This window comes from Gardnerella sp. CCPDSM (genome assembly GCF_056754715.1).
The window spans coordinates 273,150-286,893 of record NZ_JBQEQO010000001.1 but is presented as its reverse complement, the minus strand read 5'-3'; the positions used below and the strand labels follow the sequence as shown (position 1 = coordinate 286,893).

At 44.4% G+C, this 13,744-nt stretch carries 9 protein-coding genes and 1 other RNA gene; 3 read left to right on the top strand and 7 right to left on the bottom strand.

Features of this window, described 5'->3' with window-relative positions:
* Nucleotides 1-104: 104 nt before the first annotated feature.
* Nucleotides 105-1,763, bottom strand: a complete 1,659-nt coding sequence (ptsP, locus tag ACTJLE_RS01190) for a phosphoenolpyruvate--protein phosphotransferase (protein ID WP_481267067.1) — start codon at nt 1,761-1,763, stop codon at nt 105-107.
* A 299-nt stretch (nt 1,764-2,062) separates the two neighbouring features.
* On the opposite strand from ptsP, the gene ACTJLE_RS01185 reads away from it, so the two are divergent.
* Nucleotides 2,063-2,329: an HPr family phosphocarrier protein gene (locus ACTJLE_RS01185; RefSeq protein WP_481267066.1), complete on the top strand. Its 267-nt coding sequence runs from the start codon at nt 2,063-2,065 to the stop codon at nt 2,327-2,329.
* Nucleotides 2,330-2,448: 119 nt separating this feature from the next.
* Nucleotides 2,449-3,528 carry a LacI family DNA-binding transcriptional regulator gene (locus ACTJLE_RS01180; RefSeq protein ID WP_481267065.1) on the top strand — a complete coding sequence of 360 codons (1,080 nt, stop codon included), beginning with the start codon at nt 2,449-2,451 and terminating at the stop codon, nt 3,526-3,528.
* Nucleotides 3,529-3,539: 11 nt separating this feature from the next.
* Here the strand turns inward: ACTJLE_RS01180 and ACTJLE_RS01175 are convergent, their stop codons facing one another.
* From ACTJLE_RS01175 to ACTJLE_RS01150, 6 genes are all read right to left on the bottom strand, one after another.
* The gene (locus ACTJLE_RS01175; RefSeq protein WP_481267064.1) at nt 3,540-4,709 is read right to left on the bottom strand and encodes a DNA polymerase III subunit delta'; all 1,170 of its coding nucleotides are present in this window, start codon (nt 4,707-4,709) and stop codon (nt 3,540-3,542) included.
* Nucleotides 4,710-4,772: 63 nt separating this feature from the next.
* Nucleotides 4,773-5,477 carry a dTMP kinase gene (tmk, locus tag ACTJLE_RS01170; protein ID WP_481267063.1) on the bottom strand — a complete coding sequence of 235 codons (705 nt, stop codon included), beginning with the start codon at nt 5,475-5,477 and terminating at the stop codon, nt 4,773-4,775.
* Nucleotides 5,478-5,499: 22 nt separating this feature from the next.
* Nucleotides 5,500-8,364 carry a type I DNA topoisomerase gene (topA, locus tag ACTJLE_RS01165; protein ID WP_481267062.1) on the bottom strand — a complete coding sequence of 955 codons (2,865 nt, stop codon included), beginning with the start codon at nt 8,362-8,364 and terminating at the stop codon, nt 5,500-5,502.
* A gap of 134 nt (nt 8,365-8,498) precedes the next feature.
* Nucleotides 8,499-9,737, bottom strand: coding sequence for a phosphatase PAP2 family protein (locus tag ACTJLE_RS01160; protein ID WP_481267061.1), 1,239 nt, complete (start codon nt 9,735-9,737; stop codon nt 8,499-8,501).
* Between the two features lie 59 nt (nt 9,738-9,796).
* Nucleotides 9,797-9,893: signal recognition particle sRNA small type (gene ffs, locus ACTJLE_RS01155), an RNA gene on the bottom strand.
* Between the two features lie 92 nt (nt 9,894-9,985).
* Entirely contained in the window at nt 9,986-11,128 is a 1,143-nt protein-coding gene (locus ACTJLE_RS01150) for an inositol-3-phosphate synthase (protein WP_481267060.1), read from the bottom strand.
* 205 nt (nt 11,129-11,333) lie between these two features.
* On the opposite strand from ACTJLE_RS01150, the gene ACTJLE_RS01145 reads away from it, so the two are divergent.
* The gene (locus tag ACTJLE_RS01145) at nt 11,334-13,667 is read left to right on the top strand and encodes a transglycosylase domain-containing protein (RefSeq protein ID WP_481267059.1); all 2,334 of its coding nucleotides are present in this window, start codon (nt 11,334-11,336) and stop codon (nt 13,665-13,667) included.
* The last annotated feature ends 77 nt before the right edge of the window (nt 13,668-13,744 follow it).

Here is a 13,744-nt window from a genome sequence, read left to right as displayed (position 1 = left end):
CTTTTCTGATTATTTTTAATTTTTTACTGATTTTTTGTTACAGATTTTTTATTTTTATTTACGATTTTTTATTTTTATTTGCGATTTTGTTACTCCCGTTTTTGTTAATCCTGCATAATTGAGTGATAGAACTTTCCAGCTAAAGCCTCGCGAGCTTGAGCCTGAGCTTGAGCGAATGTGGTTTGCATAAGTTCCGCACGAACTTCGTCCAAAGCAACCGGAGTCATAGAAAGCGAGTTAACGCCAAGACCCACAAGAACAATCGCCAAGTCTGGATCCGCAGCAGCTTCTCCACACACTCCAACTGGCATTCCATGCGCGTTACCGGCGTCCGCAATCATTTTGATTGCGCGCAACACAGCAGGATGCCATGCAGTTTGGTAGTTGGAAACAGAGCCGAGGGTTCTGTCTGCTGCAAGAGTGTATTGCGTCAAATCATTCGTTCCAATAGACACAAAATCAGCAACTTGAGCTACTTCATCGGCAACCAACGCAATAGAAGGCACCTCAGCCATAACGCCGACCTTCTTAAGTCCTTTAGATTTACCAAGCTTCACGAAATACGCTGCCTCGTGCTCATCCGCAACCATTGGAGCCATTACCCACAAATCTGCGTTAGTTGCAGCATCAGCGCGAGCCAAAGCCTCAAGCTGGCCATCTAAAACATCCATATGCTGCCTTAATGTGCGCAAACCGCGAAGTCCTAACGCAGGATTTGGCTCATCTTCTGGAGTTAAGAATGGCAAAGGCTTATCTGCGCCGGCATCAAGCAAACGAATAACAACTTTCTTGCCCTCAAATTGAGATAAAAGCTTTGTATATGCTTCCGTTTGCTCTTCTACGCTAGGCGGTTTCTCGTTACCAATAAACAGGAATTCAGTGCGGAATAAGCCGACGCCTTCTGCACCATATTCGTGCGCAATTTGAGCATCTGAAGGCTTTCCAACATTAGCCAAAAGCGGAATCATGTGACCATCTTCAGTTCCGCCAAGCAATCCGCGCAATTCACGCGCACGGCTTAAACGTTCGCGAGATTTTTTAACACGCTCAATTTCTTCTTCGCTAGGATCGCTTATAACTCGACTATTAGCTGCATCTACTACAACCATCTGATGGTTCTTTAATTGAGAAGCATCGTGCGCACCAACAACCGCAACAATTCCGCGAGCGCGCGCAAGAATAGCCGTGTGGCTTGTAGGGCCGCCGTCAATTGTGACGATTGCCTGAACCTTACTTAAATCAAGCGAAGCAGTATCCGCAGGCGAAAGATCCTTAGCAACAAGCACAAAAGGCGAATCGCTTTCTGGCACGCCTGGAGCTTCAACACCAAGCAAAGACGCAATAACGCGCTGGCCAACATCGTGCAAATCTCCTGCGCGCTCAGCCATATAGCCGCCAAGATTACGCAACATATCTTCAAATTGCGCAAATCCTTCCCAAGTAGCACGCTCAGCCGTTTTTCCAGCAGAAATTCCAGCTTCAATTGCGCTTATTAATGCAGGATCAGACGCCATTTGTGCAAGAGCTTGCATAATTGGTGCCGCTTTTTTGGTTCCTTCATCAGTTGCTTTAAGAGCAGCTTCCGCGCGTTGATTTAAATCTTTATTTACCGCATTTAGAGCGTTTCGTACTGAAGTTTTGGCATCTTCAATTGATATTGCTTCAGAACGTGCCACGTCTTCTGGTTCACGCAAAGCAGGTGCCATGCACAATACTTCACCGGATGCCATTGAACGACCAATACCAACACCAGTGATTACCATACTTAAACCCTCCTTTAGGTTTAAAAATCTTTACCAAAGCCGCAACGTCGCAGAAGCATTTCTTGTAGGTAAACGTTTCTTACTAATGAAACTATACACCATTAAAAACGTTGTTACAACAAGTGAAAACGTTTTCTGTATTTTTCGGTTAATTGTGTTACACTTAACATTAAAGATAGCAACAAAAACTGTAGAAAATATAGTTTGCTTTTATAAGACTTTTATGCAACTTTTAATGAAAAGTAAAATAAAAGTAGAAATTTAAATTACTATTTAAATTAATGTTCAAAGGAGAAAAAATGGCAATCGCAACTCGAACCGCTACTATCGAAGACCCTGTTGGCATTCACGCACGCCCTGCATCGGAATTTTCTCAAGCAGCAATGGCATCAAATTGCACTGTAACAATCGCAAAAGGCGAAGGCGCTCCAGTAAGTGCAAACAGCATTCTTTCGATTATGGGATTGGGAATTACCAAGGGTGATTCAATCACAATTACAGTCGATGGTGAAGATGCTGAAAATGTAGCAGCTAAGCTTATCGAAGTAGTCACGAAAGGCGAATAATATAAAAGCAAGCAAATAAATAAAATAAATAAGCGAGCAAATAAACAATACTTACTTTTAATTCACTTTGCGGTGCTGTTTACCAATAACTACAGCACCGCGCTTATTCGGGGGCAAATATGACAAATCAAACTAATCAAAATGCCTCCATTACTCATGTAGCGGCTCTTGCAAAAGTATCAATCGCAACAGTATCTCGCGTGCTTTCTGGGCGTCGAGCCAAAGACGACGATATTGCAAAACGCGTTAGAAAAGCCGCAGAACAGCTTAATTATTCAGTAAATTACGCAGCAAGCGCATTAAGAAGCGACACTACAAACACCATAGGCGTTGTAATAAGCACAAGCAGCGGAGACGATTCGTTCAACATAAATATGCTTTCCGCGCTGGATGAAGCGGCTAAGAAAATAGATAAAATACTTCTTGTTGGCACAGGGAAAGACGCGGAATCGCAAGAAGAGCGCATAGAAGAGCTTATTGAGCATAATGTTGACGGTCTTATTGTGATGCCGTCTAATAATACTGATTTAACAAAAATACTTGAAAATTACGTAGATAATCTTCCGATTGTGCAAATTGGCGGCACAGCTACTTCGTTCCATATTAACTGGGTTGGAATGGATCAAGAATCTATGATGGAAGCTGCTTTAATACATCTTTCGCATCACGACGCGCACAATATTGCTTATTTAAGCGGAAAAGTTAACTCTACGCAAAGCGCAAACTTATTCGCGAATTTCCAAACTGCAGCGAGCCGCTTAAGCCTGCTTTCTGAGCCAGATTGGACTACTTTTGGCGAGCTTACGTATCAGCGTGGGTTTAAGGATACTTTGAAACTTTTCTCTGCTTCCGCTTCTAAACAAGCGCGCAAACCGGACGCGATTATTTGTGCAAATGACGCTGTGGCGATGGGTTCACTTTTGGCTTTAAGTGAGCTTTCTTTAAGGGTTCCGCAAGACGTTCGCGTAATAGGTTACGGAGATAGCAAGCAGGCAGAAATATCCGAGCCGAAACTTTCTTCAATCAGGCCTCCTTACCAGCAGATTGCTCGCGAGGCGATTCGCTTAACAACTGTTGACAAGTCCGAGCAACATTGGCTTCCAGCGCACATGGAATTTAGGCCGGAAATCATGCGCCGCGAGTCAACGAACGCTCCGAGAATAGGCACGAGCGACATGTCACTTCCGTGGCGACTATAGCACGCTATTTTCTACAAAAGCGAGCAGAATAGCGCTTCAAAAACAAGCGTTGAGTTGCCGTTTCTAGCAATACGCCTGCGAGCTGTAGCAATATTGTCAACGCAATTAAGAGCGCTAGAAACCGTAAGATTCTTAGATAGCGCCAAAATATCAGATTTAAAATCTTGATTTATTATTGGCGAAGAATTCTGAGCATTGTTAAGCACGACTAAAACGTCACGATACACGCTGTTAATCGCGTCCAGCGAGCGATTCAAAACGTCACGGCTTACGCGCGTAACTTTGCGCTTTACTTCGTCTTTTTTGCCAATCGCATTGTAAGCCGTGCGCAATTTTGGCGGAACTCTGTCCGAATCTGCTAAACCGTTAATTCTTCGAAACTCATTTTGTTGAGCCTCAACGCTGCGCTGCACTTCATCTTCGGCTTGCGCTTTTGCGTCTTCAATAAGCGTTGACGCAAGCATAATCGCGTCTGCAGCATCGTGCATACGAAGTAAGCCCGCAACCAGCTCATCTCGCCTGCTTAAAGCGCGCTCATCGCTTGCGTAAAGAAGCGCAGTTTCCACATTTCCTTGGCAAAGTCTAGCCGCGCGATTTGCAAGATTATTTTCAACTCCTGTTTTTGAAACAATATATTGCGCTATTGATTGCTCATCCGGAGTAGCTAATTGCACAAGTTGCGTGCGAGAGCGAATTGTTGGCAACACGTCTTGAGGGCTTGAAGCGCAAAGCAACCAAATTGTGTGCTCGCTCGGCTCTTCAATTTCTTTAAGCAACACGTTTGTGCTACGCTCAAGCATTCTTCCAACGTCTTCAATAATAATAATTCGCCACGGAGCTATGCTTGGCATTTGCTCAGAAATTCCAATAACTTCGCGCACGGCCTCAACGCTAAGAGTTATGCCTTCTGTGGTAAGAGTGTGAACATCCGGATGCGAGCCAGCTAAAACTTCGCGAGCAGTTTTACTAAGCCCATTTTCGCCACTATTTTCGCCACTGCCCTCGCCATGATCCGGGCTTTCTAAAGCCGCAGCAAAAGCTTTAGCAACTTGCACACTACCAAATCCGGCAGCTCCGCAAATAAGCCAGGATTGCGCTATTTTACTAGCATCCGCGCAAGCAACTTTACGCAAGCGTTGAACTACTTGCGTTTGCCCAATTACGCTATCCCACACGCTCATCGCTTCACCCCCTAGATTCGCTGTTGCTAATTTATTCAGATTAAGTTTTGTCCGTATTAATTTTTATTCAGACTCAGTTTTAGCAATTAAATTATTTACATCTTTAGAAATAAGATCAGCTAAAGATTGCACAGAGCAAGTTGCGTCAAGAACGCGGTAACGCTCCTCATTTTCTTGCGCCAAATCCAAAAAAGCTTCACGCGTGCGCCTTGCGAAATCAATTCCAGCAGATTCCATGCGATCCTGCTGACGATGCAAACGCTTAAAAGCTTCTTCTGGCTGCATATCTAGCAAATACGTGCGATTAGGCCACAGAGAGTCCGTGGCCCACTCGCTTAAGTTTTGTATATCTTCAATTGTGAATTCGCGGCCGCCTGCTTGGTACGCCAGCGAAGAGTCAATATAACGGTCAGTAATCACAACGGCTCCGCGCTGTATTGCAGGGCGAATAACTTCCGCAACATGCTGGGCACGATCTGCAGCAAAAAGCAGCGCTTCGGTTCTAGGAGCAACAAAAGATCCGTGTAACAATATTTCGCGCAAAGACTTACCTAGCAAAGTGCCACCAGGCTCACGCGTAACTACTACTTCGCGTCCTAAAGACTGTAAATGCTTTTTTAAAGCTTCAACTTGCGTAGTTTTGCCTACTCCATCAATGCCTTCAAAAGATATAAACAATCCTTTGTTTTCAGCCGCGTCCGCACCGCCACAACCGCAGTTTCCGCCGCAAGCGCAACCGCCAGAAAAATCACTATTGTAAGATTCCATAAGTCAACCCTACTTATAATTTCTACTCTGCTGCTTTTGCTGACGTTGCTTTTTTAGCAGTCGATTTAGCAGTCGATTTAGCAGTCGACTTTTTAGCGGTAGTCTTTGCAGTCGTCTTTTTTGCGGTCGTCTTTTTTGCAGTAGTAGACTTAGTGCTTTTAGTCGTACGCTTCTTACGCTTCACAGGACCCGCAGCTCGCTTTTGAGATAAAAGCTCAAACGCAACCTGAGGATCAATCGACTCAGGCGTATACTGCTTTGGCAAAGTGCGATTAGTTTCACCATCCGTAATATAAGCCCCGTAGAAACCGTCTTTAATTACTACAGGCTTACCAGTTTCCGGATCCGCGCCAAGCTCACGAAGAGGAGGCTTAGCTGCGCCTCGAGTACGCTTACCGTACTTTGGTTGCGCAAATAAAGCTTGAGCTTCTTCTAAAGTTGTACTAAAAATAGCGTCTTCACTAGCAAGAGAGCGCGTCTCCGGCTTGGAATCCACAGTTTCGCCGGCAGAAGCATCAACTGCAACATAAGTTTTTGTTAAGTACGGACCGTAACGGCCGTTATTTGCTTCAATTCGCGCAAGTTTTACTACGCCTTCGGCATCAACTTCTTCATATTCGCCAACCAAACGCGGCAAATTCAAAAGTCGCAAAGCATCTTGCAAACTTAATGTTGCAGGATCCATAGTCTTAAACAAAGATGCCATTTTTGGACGCGCTTTAGAAGACTTAGATTCTTCGGAATCATTCTGCGCTTCTACCAATGCCACGTACGGGCCAAAACGACCGTTACGCACTTCCACGCTTCCGCCAGTTTCCGGATCAGTGCCAAGAACTCTAGGTCCTTCGGCATTATGATCAAGCAACTCATGAGCTTCCTCAACAGTCAACTCATCTGGAGCCAAAGTTTCTGGCAAAGAAGCATGACGAGGATTGCCCTCAGCATCCAAATTCTTAGTATCTTCCAAATACGGGCCGTAACGACCAACGCGAACATGCAAGCCGTCGCCAATATTTATAGTGTTGATTTCGCGCGCGTCAATTTCGCCAAGTTCAGCAACCTGCTGCTGCAAACCAATATGCGCTTCGTCAGCAGACTTAGCAGAATCATCTCCAGAACCAAAATAGAATCTAGTCAACCAATCGCGCCCAGTTTCTTCACCGTGCGCAATTCTGTCCAAACCATTTTCCATATCTGCAGTAAACGCGTAATCAACATACTTTGGGAAATTCGCTTCCAAAAGTTTAATTACAGCAAACGCAAGCCAAGAAGGAATTAGCGCGCGCCCGCGCTCGTACACGTATCCGCGATCAATAATCGTCGAAATAATACTTGCGTAAGTAGAAGGGCGACCGATTTCCTTAGCTTCCAACGTTTTTACTAACGAAGCTTCCGTGTAGCGAGCTGGCGGCTGAGTTTCGTGACCGTCTGCAGTAACGCTTTGAGCTTCAAGAACGTCACCTGCTTGCATTGGCGGCAAAGCTTTATCATTATCTGAATCAGATGCAGAAGACGCGCCAAAAACCTTCATAAAACCAGCAAAAGTAATTACGGTTCCAGAAGCTTGGAACAAAGCTTCACCATATTCTCCAGCACTTGCATTCAACTTAACAGTTGCAGTAAAACCAGTAGCATCAGCCATTTGGGAAGCAAGAGTGCGCTGCCAAATAAGCGTGTACAATTTCAGCTGATCCGCAGGTAATTTATCTGCAAGCTCATCCGGGCTTAAGAAGCGCGCTCCAGCAGGACGAATACATTCGTGAGCTTCCTGCGCTCCAGCGGAAGTGGTTGCGTACTGCTTAGGAGATTCTGCAACATATTCAGCACCAAAAGCTTCTTGCGCAGCATTTCGCGCAGCAGCAATAGCTTCTTGAGAAAGCGTTACGGAATCCGTACGCATATAAGTAATATAGCCGTTTTCGTACAAAGCTTGTGCAGCGCGCATAGTTTGACGCGAGCTCATCGAAAGTCGGTTTCCTGCAGTTTGCTGCAAAGTTGATGTAGTAAAAGGCGGCAAAGGACGGCGACGGTACGGCTTAGTTTCCATAGCGTCAACTATGAAATCTGCTTTTTGCAAAGATTGCGCAAGTTTGTTTGCAAAATCTGAATCTACATGCAAAGCAAGCTGCGACTCGCCTTTTGCAGCAACAAGCTCACCTTTTGAATTGAAATCTTTAGAAGCAGCCAAGCGACGTCCATCAAGCTCAGTCATTCGAGCTTCAAAATCAACATCGCGGCCATCTGCATCAGCAGCATGCAGAACAGCGCTAATATCCCAGTAAGACGCCTTCGTAAACGCCATACGCTCACGTTCGCGCTCAACAATAAGACGCGTGGCAACAGACTGCACTCGCCCTGCGGAAAGACCTGGGCCAACTTTACGCCACAATACTGGCGAAAGCTCATAGCCATACAAGCGGTCAAGCACGCGACGAGTTTCCTGAGCATCTACCATATTGTTGTCAACGTCACGAGTGTTACTTAACGAAGAACGAATCGCATCTTTAGTAATCTCGTGAAAAACCATACGCTTTACAGGCACTTTTGGCTTCAAAGCTTCAACCAAATGCCATGCAATAGCTTCGCCTTCGCGATCCTCATCAGTTGCCAGATACAGCTCGTCCGCATTGGCGAGCGCAGTCTTCAAATCAGCAACTGTTTTCTTTTTATCAGCACCAACCACATAGTATGGCGTAAATCCGTGATCAACATCTACGCCGAACTTGCCAAACGCAGCTTTGCGTGAGGCTGGAACCTGACTTGGCTGAGCGAGGTCGCGAATATGCCCCACTGACGCCATTACGGTGTATCCATTACCCAAATACCCGCCAATTTTACGCGCTTTCGTGGGAGACTCCACAATGACTAGCTTATTTTCTGCTGTCATATTCGCTCCTTTCCTAACAAAATCAAACACACAGCTGTGAACTACATGTTTCACGCTAACTGTATCGCAACTTATGCAGTACGTCTATTAAATTCCACCTCGGTGGATAAAAGCAGATAGAGTAGACATATTACTTATGCTGCAGACGGTGGAGTTGGCGGAGCGCCTACTAAACCAAGCCTACTTAATGGCGACGCAGTAGAGTGACGCATTACCATAATTGCTCCATAAACTAGCAAAGATACACCAATAATTAACCAGTATGTTGCAATATAAGACACGTTTGCAGCCCACTGTGCGAAAATATCAACTCCCGGAAGAATTTGCCAAACTAAATATTCAGCATACAAGCAGGAGAACACGCCAAGCGTAATCATTGAGCTTCCAACGATTTGCACACTTACTGAAGAGCGCCTATAAGCAGGCAAATCCATTCCGCTACTACGTGTTAAAGCAAGAACAATAAGCGTTATTGCACCAACAAGAAGAAGCGACACAATAACGTCAGATGCTCTATGCCAATGTCCTGCAATCAAAGAAAGTTGCACAAGAACGCTTATTACAGTAGAAGCAACAGCTGCCCAAGCGCGCCAAACGCGCGAAACCGTGCAAATAAGCAAAGCACAAGCTGTTGCAACAAGTAAAGCGTGACCTGAAGGTGCAGAATTTGCCGACAAATATTGTATGTTAATAAGCATTGGTCGAGGAAGAATTTTTTTAAGCGGTTCAGCTGCTGCAGCCAAAATAATAATTCCTGCGCATTGACCGAGCAGCCACCATCGCCTTCTAACGCATGCCACAACTAGTGCAGCAACAGCTATAAGAGCTCCAACAGCAATAACAACTATTGAATTACAAAGCGGCTTTAAACACAGCTTCAGCCACGACGGAACTCCGTGAGATCCAAAACCGTCAATAACCATTTCTTCGTAGCTTTGGCCTATTACAGTTTGCACGCACACAAACCAAAGTCCTGCTGCAGAAATTAAAAATACGACTGCGAGCGCAACGCACCACAATATTGCAGAAACTCGCGGGCGTTTCGTTAATGGATCAAATTCCGATTCTTCGTCTTCGTATAAAGAATCTTGATTTAAATTTTTAGAAGAATTTTTTGCAGAATTTTTAAGAGACTTTTTTGCAGAATTTGCTTTATCTAATACGGAATTATCTTCTAAATCTAAATTAGAGGATTCTTCATTATCCATTGCAGAAAATGCTTGAATATCTGGCAATTCAGGCAACTCTTCAATATCTTGCAAACTATTAGATTGCAAATTACCGTCCGATAATTCGCCTTCTGACTTCTTTTCAGAATCGTTAGACTGATTACCAGACTTTTCGTCATGAATTTCTGTAAATTCTTCGCTCATACTTTAGACTTTACGACAGTCTCTACGACAGCGCGAGTTTTGCGCACAATAAAATTGGGAATAATAAACCCCCGCGCACCCACCAGAGGCCACTTACCCTTGCTGCATTTCTGCCCTGGGGGGATTGGGTGACGTAGTGCCACACGGAGGCTTTATCTATATTACACGATTTTCGCTATATGTCGAGTAGTAATAAATTAGTGGTAATAAATTACGTTAGCTAAATAAATTATTGCTAACTAAATAAATTACGCACGCCACACGCTTTTGCCATGCTCTTTTGCTTCTTCAACATCAGCATTAAGCTGCGTTTCGTCCGCTTCAACTTCGCCAGCAATATAGCGCTCAACTAGTTGACGAGCTTCACTATCTTCATGCTGAACAGCTGGAGACTTCATAAAGTACGAACTTGGAGCCAAAATCGGGCCAGACAAATGCCTGTCAAGCGCAATTTTTGCAGCACGAACAGCATCAATAACAATACCGGCAGAATTTGGAGAATCCCAAACCTCAAGCTTGTACTCCAAATTAAGCGGAACATCACCAAAAGTCGTGCCTTCCAAACGAACAAAAGCAAACTTACGGTCGTCCAACCAAGCAACGTAATCAGATGGGCCAATATGAACGTTATGCTCATCCATTTCGTGCGGCACGATTGACGTTACTGCACGCGTTTTAGAAATCTTCTTAGACTCGAGCCTTGAGCGTTGAAGCATATTCATGAAGTCCATGTTGCCGCCAACGTTTAGCTGATACGTGCGATCCAAGCGAACTCCGCGATCTTCAAAAAGACGTGCCATAACGCGGTGCGTAATTGTTGCTCCAACCTGGCTTTTAATATCGTCGCCAATAATCGGCACGCCAGCATCACGGAATTTTTGCGCCCACTCAGGATCGGAAGCAATAAACACTGGCAAGCAGTTTACAAAAGCGCAACCAGCTTCCATAGCTGCAGTTGCGTAAGCTTTATCTGCTTCTTCGGACCCAACTGGCAAATAAGACACAAGCACGTCAACATGCTTATCTTTCAAAACTTTCGCAACATCAACCGGTTCAGCATCGGATTCATCAATCATTTCACGGTAATAATCACCTAAACCGTCGTACGTAGGGCCGCGCATAACTTCAACGCCCAAATTTGGCACTTCGGCAAAACGAATGGTGTTATTTTGCGAAGCGCCAATTGCTTCGCTTAAATCATGCCCAACCTTTAATGAATCAACATCAAAAGCCGCCACAAACTCAATATCGCGCACACGATATTGGCCAAATACAGCGTGCATCAACCCTGGAATTTTCTCACCGTCATCAGCGTTTTTGTAATACTCAACGCCTTGAACCAGCGACGAAGCACAATTGCCTACGCCGGCAATGGCAACGCGGATGCTCATATAGACTCCTTGCCTGCAAAAATCAGCGGCATTACGTTATGCCGCACACACACATACTTCATCATACTATTGCTCTAACCAATATGGGCAAATATGAGTTTTTTAAAGTCTTTTTTACTCAAAAATAGTTGCTATTAAATATTATTAAAAGCTATTAAATAGTTGCGATTATAGAAAATTCAGCCCGGGCGCTACGGTGGAATGTATGGTTACACGTAATAATGGAAGGCGAAATTCTACTTCGCGCGCAAAAACGCCACGAAGTGTAGCGTCACACTCACCTAATAATGCGAATATGCGACAAGTTCCATCTAGTGAGTATGAACAATACGATTATCGAGATTATTACGATAATAAAAAGTCTTCCAATTATGACGGCCGTAATTCAAGACGCGCGCGCTCGCAAGCATACACTAGGCAGCAGCGCAGAAAAACATGGCATGGAAGGCACCCAATTATTTTTTGGTTGCTTATTGTAATTTTTGTTCCTATTTTGCTTGGCGCGCTTGTTTTTGGCTTTATGTATGCCACAACCAACATACCTGCTCCAGACAAAGTTGCAATGGCCGATAAAACGAAAGTTTATTATTCCGACGGAAAAACAGAATTAGGCTCTTTTGCTGAACAAAATCGCGAAATTATTAGCTGCTCCGCACTGCCTAAATATGTTGGCAAAGCAATTATTGCATCCGAAAATCGTTCCTTCTACCAAGACAATGGTATTGATTTCAAAGGAATCGGCCGCGCGCTTATTCATAACGTCACAAAGCGCGGACGCTGGGGCGGCTCTACTATTACTCAACAGTACGCAGAACGCTACTATTTAGGCGAAACTAAAACGTATCTTGGAAAACTGCACGAAGCTATTTTGGCATTAAAAATTGCGCAAACTCAAGATAAAGATACAGTTCTTTGCAATTATATGAACACTATTTATCTTGGGCGCGGAGCTTACGGCATTCAAGCTGCAGCTAAGGCTTATTTTGGTGTAAAAGCTAAAGATTTAACATTGCCGCAGGCAGCACTTTTGGCTGGAATCATACCGGCTCCAAGCAGATGGGATCCTGCAATCGGCCCTAAAGAAGCAAGTATTCGCTTTAAGCGAGTTTTGAAAATTATGAAGGAAGACGGCTACATTACTCCTTCCGAAGCGGCTAAAGCTAAGATGCCAAAAACTATTACGCAAACTGTGCAAAATATGTATGCTGGCCCGCAAGGATACTTATTGCACATGGTTCGAGACGAGCTAACTCGAAACGGCGCATTTACTCAAGAAGATCTCGATAGCGGCGGATACCGCATTATTACAACTATTGACAAAGCTAAACAAGACTTAATGTTCAAAGTTGCAAGCCCATCGCAAGGCGGACGCGGAATCGTGCCACAAGATTTGCAAATTGGCGCAATGTCAGTAAACGCAAAAGACGGGTCGATTATTTCCGTATATGCAGGAGACGATTATCTTAAAAAGCAGCTAAATAACGCAACACAAGCACTGTATGAGCCTGGTTCCACAATGAAACCTTTTGCTTTACTTGGAGCAATTCAGGCTGGAACAAGTTTGGATACGCTTTTTAATGGTAATTCCCCGCTTAAATTTAAGGGTATTGAAAAACCTGTAGCTAATTTTGCGAATGCTAGTTACGGATCAATTAATTTGTATAAAGCAACAGCAGATTCTGTAAATACAGTGTACATGTCTTTGCAAGAAAAGCTGGGCGCTAAAAAAGTTGCGCATAATGCTGTTACGGCCGGATTAAGTCCTAAGCGCGTCAACGGTAAGAATCCATTTACAGTATTGGGCAACGATCCTGTGCACGTAAGCGAAATTGCTCGAGCTTACGCAACTTTTGCAAATAAGGGAATACGACCAGATTTGCATATTGTAGCTAGCGTAAAGAATCCTGATGGCAAAGAGTTTTATCGCGCACCAACTAACGGTAAGCAGGTATTTTCGCCAAAAGATACAGCATTGGCTATTAAAGCGATGATTGGCGTAGTGCAGCATGGTACTGCAACTGAAGCTAGAGCAATTGGAAAAGATCTTGCTGGAAAATCTGGAACAGCAAACGATGGTACTGCTGGTAGTTTCGTTGGATTCACACCAAATGTAGTTACTGTTTTTGCTATGTGGAGCCCGGATGCAAAAGGAAATCCGCAAGTAATTAAGCCATTCCACGGCTACAGCGGAGGAAGCGACTACCCTGTTCATATGTTTACTACGTATATGAGGAAGGCGCTTGCTGGTGGTCAAAACGTTAAATTCCCAGAAGCAGAAGACACCGGCGATGTTGGCGGCCACGATGGCACGTGGGGCTTAGGCGGCCGTTCGCACGCAAGTGAAAATAATCACAATAAGGAAGATGCTAATAAAGATAGCAAAGACAGCAAGGATAATAGTAGCGAAGATCAGCCTAACAGCCATCCGCAAGATGACGAAAATTCTTTGCTAGACGGATTAGGCAACTCCGACAACACTAATTCTGGGGATGGTGGAGAAAGTCAGTACGATCCTTCTGCTGCTCATACCGGGCAGTAAGCATACTGGCAGTAAGCTTACTGTCAGTGATAATACTGGCAGTAAGCATACGGTCAGCAATATCGTATAATGTCGAA

What these genes read in the sequence shown, in the direction of transcription:
- ptsP (WP_481267067.1), bottom strand. Translation starts at nt 1,763, where the DNA reads ATGGTAATCACTGGTGTTGGTATTGGTCGTTCAATGGCATCCGGTGAA.
- ACTJLE_RS01185 (WP_481267066.1), top strand. Translation starts at nt 2,063, where the DNA reads ATGGCAATCGCAACTCGAACCGCTACTATCGAAGACCCTGTTGGCATT.
- ACTJLE_RS01180 (WP_481267065.1), top strand. Translation starts at nt 2,449, where the DNA reads ATGACAAATCAAACTAATCAAAATGCCTCCATTACTCATGTAGCGGCT.
- ACTJLE_RS01175 (WP_481267064.1), bottom strand. Translation starts at nt 4,709, where the DNA reads ATGAGCGTGTGGGATAGCGTAATTGGGCAAACGCAAGTAGTTCAACGC.
- tmk (WP_481267063.1), bottom strand. Translation starts at nt 5,477, where the DNA reads ATGGAATCTTACAATAGTGATTTTTCTGGCGGTTGCGCTTGCGGCGGA.
- topA (WP_481267062.1), bottom strand. Translation starts at nt 8,364, where the DNA reads ATGACAGCAGAAAATAAGCTAGTCATTGTGGAGTCTCCCACGAAAGCG.
- ACTJLE_RS01160 (WP_481267061.1), bottom strand. Translation starts at nt 9,737, where the DNA reads ATGAGCGAAGAATTTACAGAAATTCATGACGAAAAGTCTGGTAATCAG.
- ACTJLE_RS01150 (WP_481267060.1), bottom strand. Translation starts at nt 11,128, where the DNA reads ATGAGCATCCGCGTTGCCATTGCCGGCGTAGGCAATTGTGCTTCGTCG.
- ACTJLE_RS01145 (WP_481267059.1), top strand. Translation starts at nt 11,334, where the DNA reads ATGGTTACACGTAATAATGGAAGGCGAAATTCTACTTCGCGCGCAAAA.